The following is a 24454-nucleotide window of genomic DNA, read 5'->3' as shown; positions in this document are numbered from 1 at the left end:
CGAACCGTCACCGGTTCGGGCCTTCATTTCAGGTGTGCAGAGCCGCGCCGGGCGCAGCCCCGCAGGTCGCCTTAGCGGGCGGCCTGGAACTTTTCGACGGCGGCGCTGACGCGCTCGTTCAGGGGCTTCATCGAGTCCTTGATCGAGGCCGAGACGATCTCCGAAGCCTTGGTCATCTGGGCGATATAGGCTTCCAGAGCCGACTTGGCGAAGGTCGTCTGCAGTTCCATGGCTTCCTGGACGCTCTTGGCGCCGGCCAGCGACTTGGCAGCGGCGACCTGGTCTTCAGCGGCCTTCTTGGAATAGGCGAAGGTCTCGGCGCCCAGGGCTTCGGCACCCTTGGTGGCGGCGGTCACCGAAGCGACGACGGCTTCGAGGTTCTTCTTGGAAAGGGTGTTGGCTTCGGACAGAGCGGCCAGGGACTTTTCGACGCCATCCTTGAACGCTTGGTTCGAGGCGGTGCTGAACTGCTCGACGGTCTTCTTCATCGTTTCGGCGGCGGCCATGGGGAGTCTCCTGGCAATGTGGCGGGGCATGGCGAAGCTGTGCGAGCAGCCCCATGCGCTTGGGACAACGACGATTTGCCATGCTGCAGTGCAGCAGTCAAGAAAATTGTGCAGCGCACCATGACCTAGGGTCAGTCTGCAACCCGGCCGCAACGCGCACAATTTTTCCGCACTCGCGACAACATCGCTCACCGGTTGTTTACTTTGGCTAAAGGCGGGTCAGTTCATGCTAGGCTCACGCGTGTGGCGGTGCGGAACCGCTTTGTTCAAGTGACGGACGTCATTCATGTTCGCCAAGATTCGGTCCGCCCGAGCCCTCCTCGCCACCGTAGGCCTCGTGCTGTCCTGCATTCTCGGCGCCCTCGTCCCGACCACGAGCGCCTCGGCCCAGATCCCTTATCTGCAGCTGAACGCCACCGAACCGAAATATGCGTCCATCGTCATCGACGCCAATTCCGGCGAAGTTCTCTATGACAAGCGCGCCGACAGCCCGCGCTATCCCGCCTCCGTGACCAAGGTCATGACCCTCTACCTGGCTTTCGAAGCGCTGAGCGAGGGCCGGATGAAGGCCACCGACCGGGTGGTGATTACGCCCCGGGCCGCTGCCCAGGCTCCGACCAAGCTCGGCCTGCCCGCCGGCGACAGCATCAGTGTCGACGAGGCCATCCGGGCCATGACCGTCAAGTCTGCCAATGACGTGGCCGTGGCCATGGCCGAGAAGCTGGCCGGAAGCGAGGCGCGATTCGCCGCCCTGATGACCCTGCGCGGCCAGGAACTGGGCATGCGCAATACCCGCTTCGTCAATGCCTCGGGCCTGCCCGACAGCCGCCAGATCAGCACGGCCCGCGATCTGGCCATCCTGTCGCGCGCCACCATGCGCGACTTCCCGCAGTACTACAGCTATTTCAGCGTCAAATCCTTTGCCTTCCGGGGCAATACGATCCGCGGCCACAACCGCCTGCTCGACAGCATGAACGGCTTTGACGGCCTGAAGACCGGCTACACCAATGCCTCGGGCTACAATCTCGCCGGCTCGGCCGTGCGCGACGGCCGTCGCCTGATCGCCGTGGTTCTGGGCGGATCCTCGACCGCCTGGCGCGACAACAACATGGAAGACCTGCTGCTGACCGGTTTCGAGGTCCTCAAGCGCCGGGCCCATGGCGACCGCACAACCATTGCCGCCAACCTCTATGAAAGCGAACCGACCGGCCCGATCATGCGCCCCTCGATCGAACAGGGCGACGGCGAGCAGTCGAGCCTGCAGATCATGCTGACCGACACCCCCCGCGCCCAGCCGGTCAAGGCTGCGCCGACCTTGAAGGCTGCCAAGGCCGTCAAGACGTCCAAGGGCAACTGGGCGATCCAGGTCGGGGCCTTCAAGTCCAAGAGCCTGGCCAAGCAGCAGCTGACCCTGGTGCGCGGCCGCTTCGCCCGGTTCGTGGCCGATGCCGAGGGCGCGGTCGAAGGGGCCGCCGGCGGGGCCTTCCGGGCCCAGTTCCAGGGCCTGACTGCAGAGGCCGCCCGCGCCACCTGCGCGGCCATTACAGCCAAGCGCCAGCCCTGCATGGTCCTGTCGCCCCGCTAGGCCCGGCGGTTACCGCCGATCTAAGACGCCAGCAGGTGCGACTTGCGTGTACTGACAGCCAAGTTCCGCGGTGGTTCGGTCCGCCACTCTAATTCTGAGGGCCTGGAACTCCGGCTCCGATCCCCAACACAAAGCCATGAAAGGCCGCGTTGAAGGCCTCCGGATCTTCCAGGAAGGCCGAATGTCCGCCTTGGAACATCTGCACTTCGGCACCCGGAATTCGGCGGACGGCCTGCTTGGCAAAGCGCCAGGCCACAATCTGGTCGTGTCTGGCCCAGGCGAAAAGAACGGGGACTGCAAGACCTGTTGAGGCCTTGCGGAGGTCCGCATCGGGCTGGCGGAAACTGTCCCAGGCCTGTTTCAACAGCGATGCCATCTCAGGTCCGGCTGCGATGATCCGGGCACGTTGTACGGCGGCCCGCTTTCCGGACAGAACCAGCCGATAATAGGCTGCAAATGACCGGGCAAACCAGGCGGCACCCCGCTCCCCTGCCGCGAAGAATCCCACCATCCCGGCAATCACAGCCCTGGTGAGGGCACTGGGCGGCGCAAGCCCGCCGGGATTGCAGAGAACGAGTCCCCTCACCTTGCCGGGATGGCGCAGGGCAAAGGACAGCGCCGCCGCGCCACCAATGGAATTGCCCAGCAGGATTGGACGCTCGTCGCCACAGAGAGCCGGGATCAGATCGTCAAGCAGCGCGGCATAACGTTCGGCACTGGCCGTTCGGCCTGTCGTCTCTGCAGGGCTCGATCCATGCCCGGGCCAATCCACGGCGATGACATCATAGCCCAGCGGCGCGATCGCGGCGGCAAAGCCTTCATAGTCCCTCCCGCCGTGGCCCGTGGCGTGAAGGCAGATTACGGGAACCCCTTTGCCAGACCGGCTCACCGCAAGAACGGCACCATCTGCCGGTACCAGAGCCGACGGCGGCTGGACGCCGATGAGGCTGCGGAGCGTTTGCGATAGATCGGGATTTTTGATCATGCGACGGAAGTGATATATAAATCACTTAGAGTCAACGCAGTTGGATTCTCTGCCCAGGTTCCCGGGAGCTCATCATGAAGAAACGCGGACAAGGGCGTGAGGCGCTCATCGAGGCGGCCCGGCTCGAGTTTGAGGACCACGGCTTTGAGGGCACAAACAGCAATGTTATCGCCCGACGCGCCGGCTATGCGCCCCAGACCTTCTACCGGCACTTCGAGGACAAGCGGGCCGTCTTCCTGGCGGTCTACCAGGCCTGGGCGGCGGCCGAGGCGCGCGACCTGTCGGTAGCCGACTCGGCCGAGGCCGTGGCCGACGCCCTGATCCGTCATCACAAGACCCACCGGGTGTTTCGACAGTCTCTGCGGGCCCTGACCGTGAGTGATCCCGAGGTTGGCCAGGCCCGCGCAAGCGCGCGGCAGGCGCAAATTCTGGCCCTCGCCGCCCGCACGGGCCTGACTCACCCTGCCCGCTGCCTCACGGCCATCTTCAACATTGAAAGAGTTTCCGACGCCATCGCTGACGGGGAGTTTCAGGCTTGCGGCGTGAGCGAGGAGAGGGCCCGTGAAGAGCTCATCGCCGTCATCAGCAACCTGTTTGACGCGGGATTACGGTGACGTGCGGTGACAGTGCACCCTATTCCCGCTTCGGTTTGAGATCCGCGCGGCAGGCGGCGTGCGGTGCCAGTCAAGGGCACGGTCAGCCTAGCGCCATCACCGTGGTCAGCCGCATCCGTCGTCCAGAGTTTCGGGCTCAAGGCCGAGGCCGAGCTTGACGACACTCACCCCACGTTCAAGAACGTCGATGCAGAGCACGCTGTCCGCGACCGCAAAGGATGGCCGAACCAAGTCGGGGATAGAATGCCTCTCGTTGCCGGTTCACCAGCGCCGATGTTCACCGCCAAAACGCATAGTCGCCCCGACTTCGCGTTCGGCAGCCTGGGCGGCATGTGTATCCTGCTGGCCTTCCTGCCGTCTGACGCCGAGGTCCGGAACAGGGCTATCAGCTTCCTACAGGCCAGGCTTGATCTCTTTGACGACAGCGCCCGAACAGCCTTTTGCGTCCTTCGTGAGGAGGCCGAATTCGCCTCGCGCAAACCGCATATTCCAGGTCTGCGCTATTTCCACGATCAGGACGGCTTGATAGCCGACCAGTTCGGCCTCCTGGGTGATAGCGGTGAAACCCTGGGTCAATGGGTGCTGCTGGATCCCTCACTCCGACTCATCCACTCGGCACCGCTGGACCAGGCTGAGAGCGTCTTCGCGATGGCGAAAGCCTTCGACAATCCGGACGATCACGCCGGTGTGCCCCTGCATGCGCCCGTGCTGATTGTGCCCCGGATCTTTGAGCCGGCATTTTGCAAGGACTTGATCGCGGTCTATGAGCGCCATGGAGGCTGCGCTTCCGGCGTGATGCGTGACATCGGTGGCAAGACCGTTGGGGTCATGGATGACTTCAAGCGGCGTCGGGATGCAACGATCGAGGACGAAGACCTCAAACGTCAAATACAAAGCCGCATCATTGCGAGGCTTCTTCCCGAGATCGCCAAAGCCTTCGTCTTTCAGGCCACGCGCATGGAGCGCTACATTGTGGCGCGGTACGACGCTGAGGAAGGTGGCTACTTTCGCCCCCATCGGGACAACACCTCCAAAGCCACCGCCCACCGGCAGTTTGCCTGTTCCATCAATCTGAACGCCGAGGATTTCGAAGGGGGTGACTTGCGGTTCCCTGAGTTTGGACGGCGCACCTATCGCCCACCAACCGGTGGAGCGGTGGTTTTTTCGTGTTCCCTGCTGCATGAAGCCACGCCGGTCACTCGAGGGACGCGCTACGCCTTCTTGCCGTTTCTCTACAACGATGAGGCCGCCCGGATTCGACAAGAAACCGAGCAATTCCTTGCGACAACGACCTAGTTCGGACCGCCTGAGCCGCCACTGACGCGCCCTCACCCATGTCCTAGCGCTGAAGCAGCCTGTCTCGCGCGGCGTTGAGCTGGGCTGCCAGGCCGGTGGTGCCGCCCTTGTCCGGATGGGCCAGACGGATCAGGCGGGCATGGGCCGAGCGGATCTCCTCGGCGGTCGCCTCCGGACCGACCCCCAGGATCGAGCGGGCCTCGGTCAGGCTGGGCCCGCTGACCGCCGGGGCTGGTGCCTTGCCGGTGGCGGGACGGCGGCGCGCCTCCGAGGCGGTCCACAGGCCAATGACGCCCAGCACAATGCCGGTGCCCCAGCCGCCGCGAATCGTTGTGTAGGCCGCGCCCGCAAAGGCCACCAGGGCCGCGACCCCGGCACCAATCCGCCAGCCGTCACCCTTCAGGAAGGGTTTGCGTCCACCCCAGAACACCAGGGCCAGTACCAGGCCGCCAAGCAGCAGATAGATCATCGCCGTTCCGGTCGCGCCCGGCTGGCCCCCAATGGGCCCCTACTGGGCAGCGAGCAGAGTTTCCCCGGAATAGGCCGAAAGACCAAGCGAATGCATCAAGGCCCGCAGTTCCTGGCGCGCGGCCAAGTGCTGGAGCGACACCGGCACCGGACGAACCTGGGGCGACAGGTCGGCTATGGTCAGGCCGAAGGGGAACAGTTCGCGATAGATGACGCGGTCGCGCAGGCCAGGCCCCATGCGGAAGCCGACCCGCTTGGCCAGGGCGGCCAGACGGTCTTCCAGGCGCTTGCGATTGCGGGCCTCGGTGGTGGCCAGGCGGTTCCGCAGCACGACCCAGTCGAGCGCCTTGCGCTGTCCGCTCAGGGCCCGCGCCTTGCGGGCCTCCCAGACGGACTCTGAATAGAGGCTGGGCGAGGTCAGTTCCATGGTCACGGGGTCGACATGGCCCAGCATGTCGAAGTCGACAAAGCTGTCATTCATCGGGGTGACGATCAGGTCGGCCCGGCCATGGGCAATGCGGGAGATGGCGGTGTCGCCACCGGGGGTGTCGATCAGGACGAAGTCGGCCTCTTCGAGCGCGCGGGCGAACACGGCTTCAAAGCGCTCGACCTGCTCGCTTTCCGGAGCGGCGGCCAGGGCGACGTCGTCATCGCTGAGGCGCAGTTGCAGGGGCTCGGGCAGGTTCAGCTTCTTGTCTTCCAGCCAGGCCCGGCGGTTCTCGAAGAAGCGCATGGAGGTGCACTGACGCAGGTCCAGGTCGATCACCGCCACCCTGGCGCCGCCATAGAGCAGGGCCGTCACGAGGTGCACGGCGATGGTGGACTTGCCCGCCCCGCCCTTTTCGTTACCGACCACGATCACGCGCGTATCAGCCATGTGCTCGCTCCTTCATCCGCCGCGACTCGCACGGCCAATGAAAAGTTAACACGAGGTCCATAGGCCAACCGAGCGGTCATCGCTTTGTTCCACAGGCCCTTTTGTCGCAGGGGGTGTCGCACCTCGCCTCTTGTGCAGCGCAGTAGACGCCGTCGCGGCGCTCGGCCATAAGCCTCGCCTGTTTGTAAAGGAGGCCGTCCATGCCCCCAGCTTCCCCTGCCATTGTTCGCACCGTCGCTGACCTGCGGGCCCAGGTCGCCGCCTGGAAGGCCGCCGGGGATCAGGTTGCCCTGGTTCCGACCATGGGCGCGCTGCATGACGGCCACCTGACCCTGGTCAAGCTAGGCCAGACCCGGGCCAGACGGACGGTGGCCAGCGTCTTCGTCAATCCCCGGCAGTTTGCACCGCACGAAGACTTCGACGCCTATCCGCGCGGCGAGGCCCTGGACGCCGAGAAACTGGCCTCGGTCGGTTGTGACCTGATGTTCGCCCCCACACCCGAAGCCATGTACGGGCAGGGCTTTTCGACCTCGATCCAGGTCGCCGGGGTTTCCGAACCGCTAGAGGGGGCCGCACGTCCGCAGTTCTTCGGCGGCGTTGCCACGGTCGTGGCCAAGCTGCTGATCCAGTGCCAGGCCGACTTCGCCGTGTTCGGCGAGAAAGACTACCAGCAGCTCCAGGTCATCAAGCGGCTGGTGGCTGATCTGGACCTGCCGGTCGAAATCATCGCAGCCCCGACCGCCCGGGCCGAGGACGGTCTGGCCCTGTCCTCACGCAATGCCTATCTCACGGTCGAGGAGCGGCAGATCGCCGCCGCCCTGCCCCGCGTGCTGCACGAAGCGGCCCAGGCCGTCGCTCACGGGGGCCGCATCGACGAGGCCGAGGCCGCCGGCAAGGCCGCCCTGAGCGCCGTCGGCTTTGGCCAGATTGACTATCTTGAGGTGCGTCAGGCCCTGGATCTCTCAAGGCTGGGCCCGGGTCCGATGGGCCAGGCACAAGGCCGTATCCTGGTGGCCGCCTGGCTGGGCAAGACCCGCCTCATCGACAATATGGCGGTCTAGCCTACCAGGCCCCCAGTTCGCGGAGCTGGCGGGCCAGATCCAGCGGCATCTCGGCGGCTTCGCTTTCGCTCAGATCGGCCGGGGCGTCTTCTGCCGGCAGGTAGCGCCAGCCCTGAAAGGCCCGACGAGGCTGGGGCACGACGCGGATGATCGGCGGATCGACGGTGACCTCGCAGCGCTTGGCCGCGCCCTCGCCTACCGTGTCGATGGCCAGGATCTTCTGGCGGCACAGGACCTGGCCCTTGAACACGCGATAGAGCGAGCCACCGTCCAGCACCTCGTCGATCCGCTTGGGCGTCATGCGGGTGTGCATGATCCAGGGCTCACCGGTCCGGTGCCAGGCGACAAGGTCGTCGATCGAGTCGCAACCGACGACCAGCTTGATGATGTGCAGGGGCATGGGCGACTGTTAGCGCGGTTCAGGCCGCCGGTTCCAGCTTGACCAGCACCACACCTTCACTGACCTGCCCGCCGGCCACAGCCGACAGCTGCGCCACCACTCCGTCGAACGGCGCGGCAAGGGCATGCTCCATCTTCATGGCCTCCAGCGTCAGCAGGGTCTGGCCCTTGACGACGCTCTGACCGGCCTCGACGGCCACCGAGACGATCTTGCCCGGCATGGGCGACAGGATCGCCCCGTCCGAAGCCGCCGCATGGGCCCCACCACCCTGGTAGTCGAACGCGAACTCCTGGACATCGCCGCCCTCGAAAACGCGCAGCGGCCCATCGCCATGCGCCCCCGGCAGGACGTCGACATCGTCCAGCGCCCGGCCGTCCTCGACCGTGATGTCCCAGGACCAGTCGTCACCCCGCCCGCCGGCCAGGGCCACGCGCAACGGGACCTTGCGGCCGTCGATGCTCATCGGCAGGTCCATGGCCGCGCGCGGCGCATTCATCCGGAAGCCCAGCAGGCGTGATGGCGCACTGGCAAAGGGGTCAGCCTTGGGCTGGTCGGACTCCATGAAGGCTTCAAGCCTCTGGCCAATGGCCGCCAGGGTCGGGGCGTCCGTAAAGGTCCGCTCGACCAGCTCGTCCAGATGCGCCTCGATGAAGCCGGTATCGATGCGGCCTTGGACGAAATCGGGATGGCTGGCGCACTTGGCCAGAAAGGCGGCATTGGTCTTGACCGGCCAGACCTCGACCAGAGCGCAGGCCTCGGCGAGACGCTGGGCGGCATCCTCGCGATCGGCGCCGTGGGCGATCAGCTTGGCGATCATCGGGTCGTAGAACGGCGTGACCTCGCCGCCCTCCTCCACCGCGCTGTCGACGCGGACATCGCCCTCCGGCAGGCGGAAATGCTTCAGCCTGCCGGTACTGGGCAGGAAGCCGGTGACCGGGTTCTCGGCATAGAGACGGGCCTCCATGGCCCAGCCGTCCAGTTCGATCTCGTCCTGCTCCAGCGGCAGGGGCTCGCCCGAGGCGACGCGCAGCTGCCACTCGACCAGATCCTGGCCGGTGACCATCTCGGTGACCGGATGCTCGACCTGCAGGCGGGTGTTCATCTCCATGAACCAGATCCGGTCAGCGCGCAGGCCCTCGCTGGCATCAGCGATGAACTCGACCGTGCCGGCCCCGACATAGTCCACGGCCTTGGCGGCCTTCACCGCAGCGGCGCAGACGGCCTGCCGCGTGGCCTCGTCCATGCCGGGGGCCGGGGCTTCCTCGATGACCTTCTGGTGGCGGCGCTGCAGCGAGCAGTCGCGCTCGAACAGGTGGACGACATTGCCGAAGCTGTCGCCAAAGACCTGCACCTCGATGTGACGCGGCCGGGTGACATATTTCTCCAGCAGCACGCGCTGGTCGCCGAAGCTGGCGGCCGCCTCACGCTGGCATGAGGCCAGGGCCTCGGCAAAGTCCGCAACTGCCAGCACCTTGCGCATGCCCTTGCCACCACCGCCGGCCACGGCCTTGATCAGGACCGGAAAGCCGATCGCGGCCGCTTCTTTGGTCAGGCGCTCGACCGACTGATCGTCGCCCAGATAGCCCGGCGTGGTCGGCACCCCCGCCTCGATCATGAGTTTCTTGGCGGCGTCCTTCAGGCCCATGGCGCGGATCGCCGAAGGGGGCGGGCCGATCCAGACCAGACCGGCATCCAGAACCGACTGGGCGAAGTCGGCATTTTCGGACAGGAAGCCATAGCCGGGATGGATCGCCTCGGCCCCCATCTGCCGGGCCGCCGCCAGGATCTTCTCCGGCACCAGATAGCTCTCCCGCGCCGGAGCTGCGCCGATCAGGATGGCGCTGTCGGCCTCCATCACGAACGGCGCATCGGCGTCAGCTTCGGAATAGACAGCGATGGTCCGCACGCCCAGCTCCCGGGCGGTGCGAATGATCCGGCGGGCGATTTCACCCCGGTTGGCGATGAGGACGGAAGCGATCAAGGATGTGGACCCTATTCTGTCCAGGACGGTTTACGACGGGCGAGAAAGGCACGTACGCCTTCCTGGCCCTCTTCCGACACACGACGGCGCGCAATGCGCTTGGCGGACTCTTCGATCAGCCCCTTGTCGATCTTCTGATCCACAAAGTCATTGACCAGGGCCTTGGCGTCGCCGATCGCGCCCGGGGCGCAGGCGGCCATTTCCTCGATCAGGGCATCGCGGGCAGCTTCCAGACCGGCCAGATCGTCGAACACCTCGTCGACCAGGCCATAGCTCCAGGCCACATCGGCATCGAACACCCGGCCGGTGGCAAACAGCAGCTTGGCCGTGCGCGGGCCCAGGGCGGCAATGACATAGGGGCTGATCGTCGCCGGGGTCAGACCAAGCTTGACCTCGGAAAAGCTGAACCGGGCATCGGCGGTGGCCATGGCGTGATCGCAGGCCGCCACCAGGCCGGCACCGCCGCCGAAGGCGGGGCCTTCAACCAGGGCCACGGTCAGGGCCGGCACATCGTGCAGGGCCTTCAGCATGTGGGCCAGTTCGAGCGCGTCGAGGCGGTTGTCGTCCTCGCTCCAGTCGACCGCATCGGCCATCCAGGTCAGGTCAGCGCCGGCGCTGAACGCCCCACCCGTGCCACGCAGGAACACCACGCGGACACCTTCGGCCCCGTGCAAGGTCTCGAAGGCCTCGCGCAGGGCCGCGATGGTCTCCGCGTTGAACGCGTTTTTCTTCTCGGGCCGGTTGATCCAGACCGTCACAGCCCCTTCGGGCGTGCTTTCCAGGTGAACCAGCGGGCTCACGGCGTCGGTGTAGGGCACCTCGACAAGGGGGTCGGCGATAGGATTGGTCATTGGTCTTGGCCTTCCTGGGGTCTGGCTAAGCAATACATCACATGCGGTCGCAACGGATGATCCAGCGCAAGGTCGGGATGATCGAAGTCCCGCCCTTCGTCGCGCGTAAGGCCTAGCCGTTGCATAACCGCCTGGGACCGAACGTTCGAACGGGCCGTAAAGGCCAGAATCTCGTCAAGTGGCAGGCGCGCGAAGCCGTCGGCGAAGATCGACGGCATCACGCCGGAGACCAGACCCCGGCCGACAGCGTCGGTCCGCAGCCGCCACATGGCTTCGACGCCCTCAAGCCCGAACGCACCGTGCAGGTCGTGAAGGCCCGCGGCGCCGACAGCCTCGCCCGTCTCGTCCAGGACCGCCCAAATGCCCCAGCCTTTATCGGCCACGCCTGCCGCCACCCGCGCGAAGGTCGCGCGGCTACGCTCGGAGTCCATTGCGCCGCCCAGCCACTGGGCGACCAGCGGATCGCGATTCAGCGCGTCCCAGGCCGGGAACAGAGCCTCGGTCCAGGGTGACAGACGAGGATGGGGCGAAGCACTCATGGTTACATCCGGAAGATGCCGAACGTCGTCTCCGGAATGGGCGCATTCAAACTCGCCGATATGGCCAGACCCAGAACGTCGCGGGTTTGCGCCGGATCAATGATGCCGTCATCCCAGAGCCGCGCGGTGGCGTGGTAGGGATTGCCCTCATCCTCGTATTTCTGACGGATCGGGGCCTTGAAGGCCTCGGCCTCATCATCGGTCCACTTGGCGGCGTCGCGGTGGACGGTGGCCAGCACGCTGGCGGCCTGCTCGCCGCCCATCACCGAGATGCGGCTGTTGGGCCAGGTGAACAGGAAGCGCGGGCTATAGGCCCGGCCGCACATGCCGTAATTGCCCGCTCCGAAACTGCCGCCGATCAGCACCGTGAACTTGGGCACCTCGGCCGAGGCGACCGCCGTGACCAGCTTGGCCCCGTCCTTGGCTATACCGCCGGCCTCGTACTTGCCGCCGACCATGAAGCCCGAGATGTTCTGCAGAAAAACCAGTGGAATCTTGCGCTTGCAGGCAAGTTCTATGAAGTGCGCGCCCTTCACGGCGCTCTCGGAAAACAGCACGCCGTTATTGGCCAGGATCGCCACGGGCTGGCCCCAGATTCGTGCGAAGCCGCAGACCAGGGTCGTGCCGTAGAGGGCCTTGAACTCGTCGAACTCGCTGCCGTCGACGATGCGGGCGATGACCTCGCGCACGTCATAGGGGGCGCGGACGTCGGTCGGCACGATTCCGTAAAGCTCTTCGGCATCGAACAGCGGTGCCTTGGTCTCGGTAATCACCAGTTCGGCGGGCTTGGTGGTGTTCAGGTTGGCGACGATGGAGCGAACGATCTCCAGCGCATGCTCGTCGTCATTGGCCACGTGGTCGACCACGCCCGAGCGACGGCCATGTGTATCTGCCCCGCCCAGTTCCTCGGCGCTGATCACCTCGCCGGTGGCGGCCTTCACCAGCGGCGGACCGGCCAGGAAGATCGTGCCCTGGTCACGGACAATGACGGTTTCGTCGCTCATCGCCGGCACATAGGCCCCGCCGGCGGTACAGGACCCCATGACGCAGGCGATCTGGGCGATGCCCGCCGCGCTCATCCGGGCCTGGTTGAAGAAGATGCGGCCGAAATGGTCGCGGTCGGGAAAGACCTCGGCCTGGTGCGGCAGGTTCGCGCCACCGCTGTCGACCAGATAGACGCAGGGCAGCCGGTTCTGAGCCGCGATTTCCTGGGCGCGCAGGTGCTTCTTCACCGTCATCGGGTAATAGGCGCCGCCCTTCACGGTGGCGTCGTTGGCGACGATCATCACCTCGCGGCCCGAGACCCGACCGATCCCGGTGATGACGCCGGCGCCGGGCGCTTCGCCATCATAGAGATCGCAGGCCGCCAGCTGTCCGATCTCCAGGAACGGTGAGCCCGGATCCAGCAGGCGCTCGACCCGCTGGCGTGGCAGCAGCTTGCCCCGCGCCACATGGCGCTGGCGCGTCGCCTCGGAGCCGCCCAGCGCGGCTGCGGCGACCCTCTGGTGCAACTCGGCGACCAGACCGCGATTATGGGCGGCATTGCGGACGAAGGTCTCGCCGGACGGATCGATAACGGAGTTCAGCTTCGGCATGTGTGCGGCATAGCCTTTTACATTCAAACCCGAAAGGCGGTAATTTTAGCCTTCAGCCCTGTGAGATTTCGCGAAAACCCTCCGCCAAATCGGACAGGGCGGCGGGCGACAGTCGGACCGATCGCGTCCCGATGGTCAAGCCTCGGCATTCAAGCTAGCGTCCCTTCGTGGCAACGACTCTGAACGCCCCTGACGACTCGGCCCTGGCGCAACTGTTCGCCCGCGAGCAGCGCAGCGGCGGCGCGACCTGGTTTTCCCTGCCGGGTGGCGCGACGCTCTATGCGCCGGGAGAAAGCGCCGACCATCTCTATTTCCTGCGCACCGGCCGCATGGGCGCATTCCGGCGTGAGGAGGGCCAGGAGCCGCAGTTCCTGGGAGTCATTCGGCCGGGCGAGCCGGCCGGCGAAATGGCCCTGATCGGCGGCACGTCCCATTCAGCCAATCTGGTCGCCTTGCGCGACAGCGAGATTCTGGCCCTGCCCCGAGCGGCTTTCTTCGAGGCCGCCGAAACCGATCCGACGGTCATGATCGAACTGTCGCGACTGATGATCCGCCGGGCCCGCCAGGCCCAGACCCACGCCGCGATCGGCGATCCGTCGGTTTTTGGCTTTATCGCCGTGGAACCCGGACCCGCTATCCGGCCCGTGGTCGAGCGTCTGGCGCGGAGCATGGTGGCTCTGGGCTACTCGGTGACCGTCGAGGGCGCGGAGTCGCAACTGGCCCCCACCGAGTGGTTCAGCAATGTCGAGCGCGAGCACGACTTCGTGCTGTATGTGGCCGAGGCCGACGAAACCCAGTGGAAGCACGTGGTCGGCCGACAGGTCGACCGCCTGTTCCGGATCGGGCGTGGCGAACGTCCGCCACCGCCGACCATCCCGACCTATGCCTCTGGCCCCCTTCAGGCCCAGCGTCTCGTCGACCTGATTCTTCTGCAGTCCGGCAACCTGAAACAGCCCCAGGGTTCCGAGGCCTGGATGGAGGCCACCAAGGCGGCCCGCCTGTTCCATCTGCGCGAGAACGGCATGGCCGATGTCCAGAGACTGGCCCGGGTTCTGACCGGCCAGTCGGTGGGCCTGGTGCTCTCCGGCGGCGGTGCTCGGGCCTATGCCCATATCGGCGCCATCGAAGCCCTGCGCGAGCGCGGCATTCCCATCGACTTTGTCGGCGGTGCCTCCATGGGCGGGGTGATCGCGGCGGGCCTGGCCATGGGGTGGGACGACGGCGAGATGGAGGCCCGAATCCGCAAGGCCTTCGTCGAGTCGAGCCCCGTCGACGATATCGCCTTTCCGATGATCGCCATGACGCGCGGCGACAAGGTCAAGGCCCGCCTGCAGGAACATTTCGGCGACGTGCAGATCAGCGACCTGTGGCTGCCGTTCTTTTGCGTGTCCTCAAACCTGACCTCGGGTTCCTACCACCTCCACCGCCGGGGTCCGCTCCACAACGCCCTGCGGGCCTCGATCTCGCTGCCGGGTGTGCTGCCCCCGGTTTGCGAGAACGGCGCGGTCCTGGTCGATGGCGCGGTCATGAAGAACTTCCCCGCCGACGTCATGCGCGCCTTCCAGCTCGGCCCGATCGTCGGGGTGGATGTCACGCGTGGCCGCAGCATCACCGACGAGGACGTGGTCAGCCCCCCCTCGCTGTGGAAGTGGGTCCTGTCAGGCGAATGGCGCAAGGGTCCGCCGATCGTCGCGCTGTTGATGCGTGCTGCCACGGTCTCCACCGGGCGAGATCTTGCGGCCAGTCGTGAAGCCTCGGACGTGCTGATCACGCCGAAGCTGGACAAGATCGACATCCGTGACTGGCGCGCCTTTGAACCCGCCGTGGCCGCCGGCAAGATCGCGGCCGCGATCGCCATAGACTCACTGGACCGTCCGGTCACCGACCTACGCCGCCGTCCGAGCCTGGTCGAGCGCGCCCGCGAAGCGCTCAATCCCGTCGGGCGAGGATGAACATCCGGGTGAATGGAAACAGTGTCACGCCGTCCTCGCGGCGAGGATAGTCGCACGCCAGTCGCGCCCGCCAGGCGTCAAGGAACCCTGCCTTTTCCTCCGCGTCGGTCAGGGCGTCCAGATAGGGCAAAAGCGTCGTCCCCATTGTCCAGTCGACGATCGGATCCTGACCGTGCAGGGCGTGCAGATAGGTGGTCGTCCAGATATCGATCTCGGGGCACAGCGGTGCCAGCCATGCGTAGTAGTCGCGCGCATCATGTGACGGCCGCACCCCCTCGACGCCGGCCAGTCGCGGGGCCCAGGGGCCGGTCGCGGCGATCTCACCCAGGGTCTTTCGCCAGGCTGCATCCGTCACCAGCGGCATCTGGCAGGCCAGCACGCCGCGGGGGGCCAGGGCGGTCGCCAGACGCGGAAAGAGGACGGCATGGTCGTCGACCCATTGCAGTGCGGCGTTGGTGAACAGAAGGTCGACCGGTTGCTCGGGCGCGAAGCTGGCAATATCGCCCAGAACCCAGTCCACCCGGGAGGAAAGTCCCCTCGCCCGCTCCAGCATCTGGGGACTTGAATCCATTCCGTGCACGGTCGCAGAGGGGTGTCTCGCCGACAGCAGCGCCGCCTGCTCGCCCGCACCGCAGCCCAGATCCCAGATCTGAATTGGATCAATGTCACGCGGCAGCGCCGTCAAAAGATCGAGCGCGGGTCGTTCCCGATAGCTCCGATAGAGGGCGTAGATGTCGGGGTTCCAGACAGGCATAGGCATGGCCTTCACTTCGGGTGCGACAATTGGCGCGCGCCGGAGACAGCACAGCAATCGTTAACATCTTTGTTAATGCGCGATTCACACTATATCTAATTCAGGTCTCCGACAGTGAGACCTTAGGGAAGGACATGGAGCCATGCCTCGACCGGCCAAGCGCACTGTGGTCGTTGATCACCGCAAGGATGCGGTGGGATTGATGCCGCCACCGGCTCAAAGGCTTGATTTTCCCCGGCCCATGATGATCGCCGCGACCGTGCTGTTCTGGGCCGTGGTCATCATGACCCTGAAGATGCTGCTCGCCTGATCCCCGATCGCTCTGCGGCAAAAGGCCGTAGCTGAAATATCCGCTTTCCTTGCCCGGAATTTCGCGCCCATACTCTGCTTGTGTTGTTCAACAACTGAAAGGAGGTGACCAGTGTCTCATTGTCTCCAACCGAGGTCGCGCATCGTGACCTGGAGCCTGAAGATAGAGGTATCCGCCTAGAGGCGTTGAATCGCTCCAGGTTTCAGTCACGCCGCGCACCGCGGCCACGACGATGGAGGGCCGTTCCGGGCGACCGGAACGGCCCTTTTTCATGGCGCGAAGGTCAGTTGCCGACCAGTTCGCGGCCGATCAGGAAGCGCCGGATCTCGTTGGTGCCGGCACCGATGTCATACAGCTTGGCGTCGCGCAGGAAACGCTCGACCGGCCATTCCCGCGTATAGCCGGCACCGCCCAGGGCCTGAATGGCCTCCAGACAGGTCTTCACGGCATTCTCCGAGGCCAGCAGGATCGCGCCGGCGGCGTCGAAACGGGTGGTCTTGCCCGCATCACAGGCACGGGCCACGGCATAGACATAGGCCCTGGCCGAGTTCAGGGCGACATACATGTCCGCCACCTTGCCCTGCATCAGCTGGAACGAGCCAATGGCCTGGCCGAACTGCTTGCGTTCGCGGACATAGGGCAGGACGACGTCGATACAGGCCTGCATCAGGCCAAGCGGCCCCGCCGCCAGTACGGCGCGCTCATAGTCCAGCCCGCTCATCAGCACGCCGACGCCACCGCCGACCGGGCCCATGACGTTCTCCACCGGGACTTCGCAGTCTTCAAAGACCAGCTCGGCGGTATCCGATCCGCGCATGCCCATCTTGTCGAGCTTCTTGCTGACGCTGAAACCCTTCATGCCCTTCTCGATCAGGAAGGCGGTGATGCCGCGATCACTGGTCTTGGCATAGACCACCAGGGTGTCGGCATGCGGGGCGTTGGTGATCCAGAATTTCGTGCCGTTGAGTACATAGTGGTCGCCCTTGAGCTCGGCCCGCAGCTTCATGGACACCACGTCCGAGCCCGATCCGACCTCGCTCATGGCCAGAGAGCCGACATGTTCACCGCTGATCAGCTTGGGCAGGTAGCGGGTCTTTTGCTCGGGTGTCGCCCAACGGCGGATCTGATTCACGCAGAGATTGGAGTGGGCCCCATAGGACAGGCCGACCGAGGCTGACGCGCGGGAGATCTCCTCCATCGCGACCACATGTTCGAGATAGCCGAGCCCCAGGCCGCCGAACTCCTCCTCGACCGTGATGCCGTGCAGGCCAAGGTCACCCATGGGCACCCAGAGCTCGCGCGGAAAGCTGTTGGTTTCATCGATCTGAGCGGCGATCGGCGCGATCTTGTCGGCCGCGAACCGGGCAGTGGTGTCACGGATCGCGTCGGCCGTTTCGCCCAGCGCGAAGTCCATCGAGGGTGCGGAATTTGTCATCATGCGCCACCCCATAGCACAAACGCCCGCAGATCAACGAGACCTGCGGGCGTTCATGCTCATCGGCTTTTCAGCCGGGATCAGTCCTCGTCGCCCTCTTCGGGTCCGCCCAGCTTGCGCAGCAGCAGATAGGCCGAGACGACAAAGCAGATGGCCCCCACCATGCTGGCGCCGTAGCCGAACATCTTGATCTGCGAGAAGCCCGGACCCGAGGCCACGGTCAGGATCCACAGCACACCGCCGCCGAACATGGCCAAGCCCAGCACGCCGAGGCTGACCAGCAGGCTCAGATTGCCGAAGCGCGGGGCTTCCGGTTCGGTGAACGGCACGTCCATGGCGCTCAGGGTCACGTCCTCACTGGTCGAGAAACCATCGAGATTGAAGACCGAAGGCGAGGTTCGGGTTGCGGTTTCGAACAGGGTGGGCTCGACCACGAAGGGACGCGGGGCCGGGGTTTCGACCACCTCGACGACCGGCGTCGGCGGCGTGACGGGAGCCACCGGCTCCGGGGTCAGGCGGAACGGGGCGCTGACGGTCTCCTCGAAGTCCTCATAGAGGACGGCCGCTGGCACGGCGGCAGCCGGCACCGGCGGCTCCGGCAGAACCAGGTCGTCCCGCGAGGCGACATGAGCCACAACGACCGGGGCCGGGGCCGGGGCCGGCGTATCCGGCAGGATGGCCTCAAGACGCGCGCCGACGGCTGCAGCAGCCTGCTCGCTGGCCGAAGGAGCCTCGTCCGCGGGGGCGACCAGGATCGGGGCAGGCCCTTCCTCGCGCTCGATTGTGGCGCGATCGCCTTCGAAACGCGCCATCACCGTGGCCGGAGTCTGTTTGGGCACGGCGCAGCTGGCGTCGTAGTCGACCTTGGGCCGCAGGATCGGGCTGGGCGCCGCAACCCAGACGCCATCCGCAGGCGTCAGGAACAGGGCCTTTTCCGCCGAGCGACGGCGGACCAGGGCGTCGATGACGATCCGTTCGCCCTCGAAATCGGCCTTGCGCCACATCTCCATCGCGCAGGCGGCCTGCAGCAGCGAGCCCTCATTGACCCGGCGCAGAACCCCGGAGCGGATGAAATTGTCCAGACCGATATTGAAGGCGAAACAGACCAGCGCATCGAACTGGTTCTGGTTCAGCGGCGTATAGGTCTGTTCATTGACCGCATGGGCGACCGAAATCAGGTCGTAGAGCAGCAGGGCTTCGGCGTCCTGTTCCGTGACGCTCGCCCCGCCGCGAGCGGTCAGGGTATGGCCGTAACCGATGGTCCAGCGCCCGTCCGGGAGCTGAGCGGCTTTCATCCGGTAGCCTTCGAATCTCTTGATGAGATCGACGGCGGCGCGGGAGACCTGATGACGCGGTTTCATCGCGGAGAATGACCCAGTTTGAGACAGACGCAGGTGCGTTCGTCTCTCTCCCGGCAAGATAGGGGCCGCTTTGCCCGTTCCCGTGACGGGAGAGCTGATTTTTCTAGTTCAGCAGCAGGGCGGCGATCAGCAGGACCGCAAAGAAGCCCGTAAAATCGGTCAGGAAGGTCACGAAGATCGACGACGAGACCGCAGGGTCCCGGCCCATCTTCTCCAGGGCCAGGGGGGCCAGGATACCACCGACGGCGGCCGTGAAGATGTTGGTCACCAGGGCCAGGCCGACAATGATCGCCAGTTTCCCGTGATGGTCCTCGGGTCCGAAGATCATGTAGGTGGCCCCGCCCATCACGAGAGCAAGACACAGGCCATTGACGAGGCCGACCGACAGCTCGCGCAGAACGATCCGGCGGGCATTGGCCGTGGTCAGTTCCTTGCTGGCCAGAGCCCTCACGGCCACGGCCAGGGTCTGGGTGCCGGCATTGCCGCCCAGCGACGAAACGATCGGCATCAGGATGGCCAGGGCCACCAGCTTGGCGATCTCGTCCTGGAAGACAGCCACACCGCTGACTGCAATGGTCGCGGTGACCAGGTTGAGCAGCAGCCAGGGCAGCCGGGCACGGACGATGTCGACCACGCTGGCGTCACGGCCGGCATCCGACACACCGGCCAGGGCCAGGATGTCCGCCTGGGCCTCGTCGCGGATGACCTCAACGATGTCATCGACCGTGATCTGACCCACCAGACGGCCGCCCGGATCGATCACCGGCGCACTGATCAGGTGGTACTTGTCGAAGATATAGGCCACCTCTTCCTGGCCCATCTCGACCTGGATTTCAGTGACCGCCTCCATCAGGTCGGCCAGCCGGGTCTCGCGGCGGCTGCGCAGCAGCAGGCTGATCGGAATGGCTCCGACCGGCTTGTAGCTGGGATCCACCACATAGACGTCGAAGAACAGCTCAGGCAGAGAGTCGCCGGCCTCGCGCACATGGTCGATCGTATGGCCGACGCTCCAGAACTCCGGTGCCGCGAGAAACTCGCGCTGCATCAGACGGCCGGCGGTCTCGTCTTCATAGGACAGTGTCGTCTCGATCGCCGCGCGATCGGTCTCGTCCATGGCCGCCAGCACCTGGAAGCGTTTGGTGTCGTCCAGGTCATCGATGACGTCGGCGGCGTCGTCGGTGTCGAGTTCCTCGAGCGCGCGGGCCAGGGCGACCGACGGCGTGGCCTCGAGCACTTCCTCGCGGATATTGTCCTCGAGCTCGGCGATGATCTCGCCGAGGGCTTCGGGGTCGAGGAGCGGAATGACCTCTTCGCGATAGGCCGAGGAGAGAAAGCCCATCAGGTCGGCGACGTCGGCGGGCTCCAGGGCCCCGACCAGCTCGCGCAGGCGCTCGGTATTGCCGCTGTCGGCGGCGTCGATCACCATCTCGACATATTCGGGATTGAGCGCGTAGTCGTCGCCGAGGGCGAGGTCTTCAAGGTCCTCTGGAAGGGCGGCCTGGGAGAGCAGAGCCTTGTCCAGCGCGTCGTCGGTCAGTTCGGCGATGTCCCGGGTCATGGGGGCCTCCTGAGCTCAAAGGGCTTGGCGTCGCTGGCGTGTTCCGAAGGATGGCTGGCCCGCTTCCCGGGGGAAAGTCAGGCCTGAAAACGATTAGAGCGCGCCCGGCGAGTCGGAAACCGATTTCGCCAAGCGCGCTCTAGTCAGTTTCACCTGGTGCGGTCGAGAAGACTCGAACTTCCACGCCCTTTCGGGCACAGCGACCTCAACGCTGCGCGTCTACCAATTCCGCCACGACCGCACGTGGTGAGGGGCGGCTGGTAGCAAACTGAATCTGGTTTGGAAAGGGCTGAGTTCGCTGAAAGCGAACTTACCGCTAACGGTCAGACGCCGCCGGCCATGTAGTCATAGACATCAGCGGCCCGCGTCACCTGGATGGCGATGCGATCGTCGCTGATCTGGATCTCGCCGCGAGCGATCGGGTGGTTGTTGGCCAGGATCCAGACCTCGTCATTGGTCTTGGCGTCCAGCGGGATCACCGCGCCGCGACCCATGCGCAGCAGCTGCTGCATGGGGAGGATCGAGCGCCCCAAAAGAACGGAGATCTCGACATTGACGGCGTTGACCTGGCTCACGAACTAAGGCCCCTGAAATCGACTCTCGACCAGACTGGTCGCGCCATCGAGATTGCAAGAATAGGGCCGTATGCTTGATCGCCCGTTAAGCCTTGAAAATAAAGGAAACCCGCGCCTAGGACGCAGCGACGGCGCGCCCGTGGGGTGGGCGGTTTCGACCGGTTACGTCCCCTACCCGGCAGCCGTTGCCGCCATGGAGGCGCGTGCCGCCGCCATTGCCGAGGGCACGGCGGGCGAACTCGTCTGGCTGCTGGAGCATCCGCCGCTCTATACCGCCGGCATTTCGGCCAAGGGTTCCGACCTGATCGAACCCGACCGCTTCCCGGTCTTCGAGAGCGGGCGCGGCGGCCAGTACACATATCATGGCCCCGGCCAGAGGGTGGCCTATGTCATGCTGGACATGACCAAGCGCGGCCGCGACGTCAGGGCCTTTGTCGAGGCTCTGGAGGCCTGGATCATCGACGCCCTGGCTAGCTTCAATGTGGTCGGCGAGATGCGCGAGGGCCGGGTCGGGGTCTGGGTTGAGCGCAAGGGGCCAGGCTGGTCACGCGAGGACAAGATCGCCGCGATCGGGGTCAAGCTGCGCAAATGGGTCAGCTTCCACGGCATCAGCCTGAATGTGGAACCCGACCTTGGCCATTTCTCGGGCATCGTGCCCTGCGGCCAGACCGAGCACGGGGTCACCAGCCTGGTCGATCTGGGTTTGCCGGTGACCCTGGACGAGGCCGACGCGGCCCTGAAGGCCAGCTTCCAGAGGATGTTCGGGGCGGTGGAAGACGCGGACGCGCCGGTCTAGGCCGTGCGAACGCCGGCAGAATCCTTTGAGGGCCAAGAACAGAGCGCTATCCAGAACAGGATCTGAACGCCTGGAATGAGCGAAAGCCCGGCCCACCAGCCCGCATGCCCCATGTCATGCAGACGCTTCGACGACAGCGCCGCCAGAGCCCACACCTGCGCTAGCCACAAGGCCAAGGCCACGGCGGCGAGAGGCGGCCCCATTGCGGCGAGGGCCTCGGGGCGATGATCGATCATGCGGCCATAGGCGGCAAAGCTGTAGACCGGGGCCTTCGCCAGGAAACAGGCCAGGAAACCCAGGTTGCCGATCAGCCAGGTCACGGTGGTGTCCATCAGGAAGCGTTCCCGCTCCACCGCGCCACGCGCATCAAACCACCGCAGGATCATGCCTGACCTCACCTTTTTCGGCGAAAGACAGCAGCACTAAACCTTAGATCGAAATCGCCTTCAAGGGATTGGGGCCATAGCGATTGGCCCCCTGCTCGCTACCCATGACGCCCAGCTCGACGATGGCCCACAGGATGGCGATCGAGAACACGAAGTCGAGGAAGTGCTCGGGCTGGGGCCACACGGCCACGACAGCTACCAGGATCAGGGCGGCGAACCACCCTGAGCGGCCACGGTCATGCAGGCGCTTGGACAGCACGCAGGCGCCCGAAAACAGCAGGGCCGGATAGACCAGCCAGCCGGTCAGCCAGTGCAGGGTATAGCCGGCTATGGCCTCATAGATCACGGTGAAGCCGATCAGCACGGCCGCAGCGATCAGGAACGGTGTGCGCGACAGCCTGCCGTTCGACGACAGGAACAGCTCCGCCCATTCACTCTGACCGTTCATGCTTGCAAGCTCCAGCGACTCTCGAAGCCGAACCTAGGCCGACGGCAGGGCCAGTGGAAGTCGTCGAACGGCCACAGGGGCGGCGAAATGTCTTCCGCTGCCCTAGGCGAACTCGACAAGCACCTCATCGGCCGCGACCGGGTCACCGCCCTTGGCATTGACGGCCTTTACCACGCCGTCGCGCTCGGCGCGGATGATGTTCTGCATCTTCATGGCCTCAAGCACGCAGACCACCTCGCCCTCGCGTACCTGCTGGCCGGCGGCGACGTCCATCGAAACCACCAGGCCCGGCATCGGCGACAGCACCAGCTTGGAGGTGTCGGCAGCCTGCTTCTCGGGCAGCATGTCATGCAGCTCGGCGGAACGCGGGGTCAGAACCAGCACCCGGGCCTTGGCGGCGCGGTGGCGGATGGTGAAGCCCTCGGCCGCCGGCGCGACCTGAACGGTGAACGCAGCCCCGCCCAGCACGCCCCGGAATACGGGCTTGCCGGGACGCCAGTCGATGTCGCTCAGGATCAGGGCGCGACCCTCGTCGAGCAGGTCGACGGTCAGGTCCTCTTCACCCGACAGCTTCACGCGACGCTTGGCGTGGCCCACGGCCACCACCCACTCGTCACGAACGGTGCCATTGAGGCCCGCGACATTGGTCCGCGCACGGGCGGCATAGACCCGCTGCATGGCCGCGCCGACGGCGGTCAGCACATCGATCTGGGCCGGGGTCGGCTCGGTGCCGGCAAAGCCGTCCGGGAACTCGTCCTTGATGTAATTGGTCGACAGCTGGCCCGAGCGGAACCGCTCCTGGTCCATGACGGCATTCAGGAACGGGATGTTCTGGCCCAGACCCTCGATGTGGAAGTCCTCCAGGGCCCGGCCCATGCCGTCGACGGCGGCGATCCGCGTCGGGGCCCAGGTGCAGAGCTTGGAGATCATCGGGTCGTAGAACATCGAGATCTCGTCGCCCTCGCGCACCCCGGCGTCGTTGCGAACCTTGTAGCCTTCCCGCTGTCCCTCCTCCGGAGGGGCGTAGCGGACCAGGCGGCCGATGCTGGGCAGGAACTTGCGGTAGGGATCCTCGGCATAGATCCGGCTCTCGATGGCCCAGCCGTTGATCTTCAGGTCCTTCTGTTCGAAGGCCAGTTTCTCACCCCAGGCGCTGCGGATCATCTGCTCGACCAGATCCAGGCCCGTGATCAGCTCGGTGACCGGGTGTTCGACCTGCAGGCGGGTGTTCATCTCGAGGAAGAAGAAGCTCTTGTCCTGGCCGGCCACGAACTCGACCGTACCGGCGCTGTCGTAATTGACAGCCTTGGCCAGGGCCACGGCCTGGGCCCCCATGGCGTTGCGTGTGGCCTCGTCGAGCAGCGGGCTCGGAGCCTCCTCGATGACCTTCTGGTTGCGGCGCTGGATCGAGCATTCGCGCTCGAACAGGTGGACGACATTGCCGTGCTTGTCGCCCAGCACCTGGATCTCGATGTGGCGCGGGCTGACGATGAACTTCTCGATGAAGATCCGGTCGTCGCCAAAGCTGGCCTTGGCCTCGGCGCGGACGGCCGGGAAGCCCTCTTCGACGTCCTGCTGCGTCCAGGCCACCCGTATGCCCTTGCCGCCACCGCCGGCCGAGGCCTTGATCATCACCGGATAGCCGATCTGCTCGGAAATCTTGATCGCGTGGGCGGTGTCGTCGATCTCGCCGATATGTCCCGGCACGCAGGAGACCCCGGCGGCCTGGGCGAACTTCTTGCTCTCGATCTTGTCGCCCATGGCGCTGATCGCACCGGGATTGGGACCGATGAACACGATGCCCTCATCGGCGCAGCGCTGGGCGAAGCCGGCATTCTCCGACAGGAAGCCAAAGCCCGGGTGCACGGCCTGGGCCCCGGTCTGCCGGCAGGCGTCGATGATCTTGTCGGCCACCAGGTAGGACTGGTTGGCCGGCGACGGGCCGATGTGGACCGACTCGTCGGCCATCTCGACGGCGAGGCTGCCTGCGTCCGCGTCGGAATAGACCACCACGGTCGCAATCCCCAGCCGGCGACACGTCTTGATGACGCGAACGGCGATTTCACCCCGGTTGGCGATCAGGATCTTGCTGAACATGGTGTGGCCCCCTGCAAGCTTATT

General features: G+C 65.5%; 24 protein-coding genes, 1 tRNA gene and 1 pseudogene. 8 read left to right on the top strand and 18 right to left on the bottom strand.

Annotated features, from left to right (window positions below; all coding sequences use genetic code 11):
- Positions 1-71: 71 nt before the first annotated feature.
- Positions 72-506, bottom strand: coding sequence for a phasin family protein (locus ACW17U_RS05960; RefSeq protein ID WP_062147030.1), 435 nt, complete (start codon positions 504-506; stop codon positions 72-74).
- A gap of 286 nt (positions 507-792) precedes the next feature.
- Between ACW17U_RS05960 and ACW17U_RS05955 the strand changes: the two genes are divergently transcribed.
- Positions 793-2091, top strand: coding sequence for a D-alanyl-D-alanine carboxypeptidase family protein (locus ACW17U_RS05955; RefSeq protein ID WP_062147032.1), 1299 nt, complete (start codon positions 793-795; stop codon positions 2089-2091).
- Positions 2092-2179: 88 nt separating this feature from the next.
- Here ACW17U_RS05955 and ACW17U_RS05950 read toward each other — a convergent pair whose 3' ends face one another.
- Positions 2180-2980, bottom strand: coding sequence for an alpha/beta fold hydrolase (locus ACW17U_RS05950; protein ID WP_492055213.1), 801 nt, complete (start codon positions 2978-2980; stop codon positions 2180-2182).
- Between the two features lie 170 nt (positions 2981-3150).
- On the opposite strand from ACW17U_RS05950, the gene ACW17U_RS05945 reads away from it, so the two are divergent.
- Positions 3151-3690, top strand: a complete 540-nt coding sequence (locus tag ACW17U_RS05945; protein WP_492055212.1) for a TetR/AcrR family transcriptional regulator — start codon at positions 3151-3153, stop codon at positions 3688-3690.
- A 243-nt stretch (positions 3691-3933) separates the two neighbouring features.
- Positions 3934-4986, top strand: coding sequence for a 2OG-Fe(II) oxygenase family protein (locus ACW17U_RS05940; protein WP_492055211.1), 1053 nt, complete (start codon positions 3934-3936; stop codon positions 4984-4986).
- Positions 4987-5029: 43 nt separating this feature from the next.
- Here ACW17U_RS05940 and ACW17U_RS05935 read toward each other — a convergent pair whose 3' ends face one another.
- Complete coding sequence (locus ACW17U_RS05935) at positions 5030-5455, bottom strand: J domain-containing protein (RefSeq protein ID WP_062147040.1); 426 nt, start codon at positions 5453-5455, stop codon at positions 5030-5032.
- Between the two features lie 39 nt (positions 5456-5494).
- Positions 5495-6331: a division plane-positioning ATPase MipZ gene (gene mipZ, locus ACW17U_RS05930; protein ID WP_062147042.1), complete on the bottom strand. Its 837-nt coding sequence runs from the start codon at positions 6329-6331 to the stop codon at positions 5495-5497.
- 200 nt (positions 6332-6531) lie between these two features.
- Here mipZ and panC point away from each other — a divergent pair, with 200 nt between their 5' ends.
- The gene (gene panC / locus ACW17U_RS05925; protein ID WP_492055210.1) at positions 6532-7392 is read left to right on the top strand and encodes a pantoate--beta-alanine ligase; all 861 of its coding nucleotides are present in this window, start codon (positions 6532-6534) and stop codon (positions 7390-7392) included.
- Between the two features lies 1 nt (position 7393).
- Here panC and ACW17U_RS05920 read toward each other — a convergent pair whose 3' ends face one another.
- Genes ACW17U_RS05920 through ACW17U_RS05900 form a run of 5 tightly spaced genes read right to left on the bottom strand, consistent with a single transcriptional unit; the run spans position 7394 to position 12758 of the window.
- On the bottom strand, positions 7394-7792 hold the full coding sequence (locus tag ACW17U_RS05920; protein ID WP_062147046.1) for a DUF1489 family protein: 399 nt from the start codon (positions 7790-7792) through the stop codon (positions 7394-7396).
- Positions 7793-7811: 19 nt separating this feature from the next.
- Positions 7812-9773: an acetyl/propionyl/methylcrotonyl-CoA carboxylase subunit alpha gene (locus ACW17U_RS05915; RefSeq protein ID WP_492055209.1), complete on the bottom strand. Its 1962-nt coding sequence runs from the start codon at positions 9771-9773 to the stop codon at positions 7812-7814.
- A gap of 11 nt (positions 9774-9784) precedes the next feature.
- Positions 9785-10624: an enoyl-CoA hydratase-related protein gene (locus ACW17U_RS05910; RefSeq protein WP_492055208.1), complete on the bottom strand. Its 840-nt coding sequence runs from the start codon at positions 10622-10624 to the stop codon at positions 9785-9787.
- A complete protein-coding gene (locus ACW17U_RS05905; protein ID WP_492055207.1) occupies positions 10621-11163 on the bottom strand; it encodes a GNAT family N-acetyltransferase in 543 nt (180 codons plus the stop codon). Before ACW17U_RS05905 ends, ACW17U_RS05910 begins: the two co-directional genes overlap by 4 nt.
- Positions 11164-11165: 2 nt before the next feature.
- Positions 11166-12758, bottom strand: a complete 1593-nt coding sequence (locus ACW17U_RS05900) for a carboxyl transferase domain-containing protein (RefSeq protein ID WP_492055206.1) — start codon at positions 12756-12758, stop codon at positions 11166-11168.
- Positions 12759-12937: 179 nt separating this feature from the next.
- On the opposite strand from ACW17U_RS05900, the gene ACW17U_RS05895 reads away from it, so the two are divergent.
- Complete coding sequence (locus ACW17U_RS05895; protein WP_166504340.1) at positions 12938-14710, top strand: patatin-like phospholipase family protein; 1773 nt, start codon at positions 12938-12940, stop codon at positions 14708-14710.
- Here the strand turns inward: ACW17U_RS05895 and ACW17U_RS05890 are convergent.
- On the bottom strand, positions 14688-15470 hold the full coding sequence (locus tag ACW17U_RS05890) for a methyltransferase domain-containing protein (protein WP_492055205.1): 783 nt from the start codon (positions 15468-15470) through the stop codon (positions 14688-14690). The two genes, ACW17U_RS05895 and ACW17U_RS05890, sit on opposite strands and share 23 nt — an antisense overlap.
- Positions 15471-15606: 136 nt before the next feature.
- On the opposite strand from ACW17U_RS05890, the gene ACW17U_RS05885 reads away from it, so the two are divergent.
- Together ACW17U_RS05885 and ACW17U_RS05880 are read left to right on the top strand one after the other, a co-directional pair.
- Entirely contained in the window at positions 15607-15774 is a 168-nt protein-coding gene (locus ACW17U_RS05885; protein ID WP_492055204.1) for a hypothetical protein, read from the top strand.
- A gap of 94 nt (positions 15775-15868) precedes the next feature.
- Positions 15869-15954 (top strand): annotated as a pseudogene (locus ACW17U_RS05880) (hypothetical protein).
- Positions 15955-16057: 103 nt separating this feature from the next.
- On the opposite strand, the gene ACW17U_RS05875 reads toward ACW17U_RS05880, so the two are convergent.
- The 5 genes from ACW17U_RS05875 to ACW17U_RS05855 all read right to left on the bottom strand — a co-directional run bounded on the left by ACW17U_RS05875 (position 16058) and on the right by ACW17U_RS05855 (position 20703).
- Complete coding sequence (locus ACW17U_RS05875; protein ID WP_084746237.1) at positions 16058-17212, bottom strand: isovaleryl-CoA dehydrogenase; 1155 nt, start codon at positions 17210-17212, stop codon at positions 16058-16060.
- A 77-nt stretch (positions 17213-17289) separates the two neighbouring features.
- The gene (spmX, locus tag ACW17U_RS05870; protein ID WP_492055203.1) at positions 17290-18570 is read right to left on the bottom strand and encodes a lysozyme-family localization factor SpmX; all 1281 of its coding nucleotides are present in this window, start codon (positions 18568-18570) and stop codon (positions 17290-17292) included.
- 103 nt (positions 18571-18673) lie between these two features.
- Positions 18674-20128 (bottom strand): magnesium transporter, encoded by a 1455-nt coding sequence (mgtE, locus tag ACW17U_RS05865; protein ID WP_492055202.1) that lies wholly within the window; start codon positions 20126-20128, stop codon positions 18674-18676.
- A gap of 154 nt (positions 20129-20282) precedes the next feature.
- Positions 20283-20369: transfer RNA gene (locus ACW17U_RS05860), tRNA-Leu, on the bottom strand.
- 82 nt (positions 20370-20451) lie between these two features.
- Positions 20452-20703, bottom strand: coding sequence for a FliM/FliN family flagellar motor switch protein (locus ACW17U_RS05855; protein WP_007670373.1), 252 nt, complete (start codon positions 20701-20703; stop codon positions 20452-20454).
- 70 nt (positions 20704-20773) lie between these two features.
- On the opposite strand from ACW17U_RS05855, the gene lipB reads away from it, so the two are divergent.
- Positions 20774-21499, top strand: a complete 726-nt coding sequence (gene lipB, locus ACW17U_RS05850) for a lipoyl(octanoyl) transferase LipB (RefSeq protein ID WP_492055201.1) — start codon at positions 20774-20776, stop codon at positions 21497-21499.
- Here lipB and ACW17U_RS05845 read toward each other — a convergent pair.
- The 3 genes from ACW17U_RS05845 to ACW17U_RS05835 all read right to left on the bottom strand — a co-directional run bounded on the left by ACW17U_RS05845 (position 21496) and on the right by ACW17U_RS05835 (position 24430).
- A complete protein-coding gene (locus tag ACW17U_RS05845; RefSeq protein WP_492055200.1) occupies positions 21496-21885 on the bottom strand; it encodes a DUF805 domain-containing protein in 390 nt (129 codons plus the stop codon). The two genes, lipB and ACW17U_RS05845, sit on opposite strands and share 4 nt — an antisense overlap.
- 43 nt (positions 21886-21928) lie before the next feature.
- Complete coding sequence (locus tag ACW17U_RS05840) at positions 21929-22333, bottom strand: DUF805 domain-containing protein (RefSeq protein ID WP_062147074.1); 405 nt, start codon at positions 22331-22333, stop codon at positions 21929-21931.
- A gap of 102 nt (positions 22334-22435) precedes the next feature.
- Positions 22436-24430, bottom strand: coding sequence for an acetyl-CoA carboxylase biotin carboxylase subunit (locus ACW17U_RS05835; protein WP_492055199.1), 1995 nt, complete (start codon positions 24428-24430; stop codon positions 22436-22438).
- Positions 24431-24454: the final 24 nt, after the last annotated feature.

This window comes from Caulobacter sp. AVps16, assembly GCF_058681455.1.
The sequence above is the reverse complement of the archived record's forward strand: the minus strand, read 5'-3'. Positions and strand labels throughout refer to the sequence as shown.

Bases quoted from the DNA above. Each gene is read 5' to 3' on its own strand.
- ACW17U_RS05835 (WP_492055199.1), bottom strand. From the start codon at position 24,430: ATGTTCAGCAAGATCCTGATCGCCAACCGGGGTGAAATCGCCGTTCGC.
- mgtE (WP_492055202.1), bottom strand. From the start codon at position 20,128: ATGACCCGGGACATCGCCGAACTGACCGACGACGCGCTGGACAAGGCT.
- lipB (WP_492055201.1), top strand. From the start codon at position 20,774: ATGCTTGATCGCCCGTTAAGCCTTGAAAATAAAGGAAACCCGCGCCTA.
- ACW17U_RS05945 (WP_492055212.1), top strand. From the start codon at position 3,151: ATGAAGAAACGCGGACAAGGGCGTGAGGCGCTCATCGAGGCGGCCCGG.
- ACW17U_RS05845 (WP_492055200.1), bottom strand. From the start codon at position 21,885: ATGATCCTGCGGTGGTTTGATGCGCGTGGCGCGGTGGAGCGGGAACGC.
- ACW17U_RS05935 (WP_062147040.1), bottom strand. From the start codon at position 5,455: ATGATCTATCTGCTGCTTGGCGGCCTGGTACTGGCCCTGGTGTTCTGG.
- ACW17U_RS05900 (WP_492055206.1), bottom strand. From the start codon at position 12,758: ATGCCGAAGCTGAACTCCGTTATCGATCCGTCCGGCGAGACCTTCGTC.
- ACW17U_RS05905 (WP_492055207.1), bottom strand. From the start codon at position 11,163: ATGAGTGCTTCGCCCCATCCTCGTCTGTCACCCTGGACCGAGGCTCTG.
- ACW17U_RS05955 (WP_062147032.1), top strand. From the start codon at position 793: ATGTTCGCCAAGATTCGGTCCGCCCGAGCCCTCCTCGCCACCGTAGGC.
- ACW17U_RS05890 (WP_492055205.1), bottom strand. From the start codon at position 15,470: ATGCCTATGCCTGTCTGGAACCCCGACATCTACGCCCTCTATCGGAGC.
- ACW17U_RS05875 (WP_084746237.1), bottom strand. From the start codon at position 17,212: ATGATGACAAATTCCGCACCCTCGATGGACTTCGCGCTGGGCGAAACG.
- ACW17U_RS05910 (WP_492055208.1), bottom strand. From the start codon at position 10,624: ATGACCAATCCTATCGCCGACCCCCTTGTCGAGGTGCCCTACACCGAC.
- spmX (WP_492055203.1), bottom strand. From the start codon at position 18,570: ATGAAACCGCGTCATCAGGTCTCCCGCGCCGCCGTCGATCTCATCAAG.
- ACW17U_RS05920 (WP_062147046.1), bottom strand. From the start codon at position 7,792: ATGCCCCTGCACATCATCAAGCTGGTCGTCGGTTGCGACTCGATCGAC.
- mipZ (WP_062147042.1), bottom strand. From the start codon at position 6,331: ATGGCTGATACGCGCGTGATCGTGGTCGGTAACGAAAAGGGCGGGGCG.
- ACW17U_RS05940 (WP_492055211.1), top strand. From the start codon at position 3,934: ATGCCTCTCGTTGCCGGTTCACCAGCGCCGATGTTCACCGCCAAAACG.
- panC (WP_492055210.1), top strand. From the start codon at position 6,532: ATGCCCCCAGCTTCCCCTGCCATTGTTCGCACCGTCGCTGACCTGCGG.
- ACW17U_RS05885 (WP_492055204.1), top strand. From the start codon at position 15,607: ATGCCTCGACCGGCCAAGCGCACTGTGGTCGTTGATCACCGCAAGGAT.
- ACW17U_RS05840 (WP_062147074.1), bottom strand. From the start codon at position 22,333: ATGAACGGTCAGAGTGAATGGGCGGAGCTGTTCCTGTCGTCGAACGGC.
- ACW17U_RS05960 (WP_062147030.1), bottom strand. From the start codon at position 506: ATGGCCGCCGCCGAAACGATGAAGAAGACCGTCGAGCAGTTCAGCACC.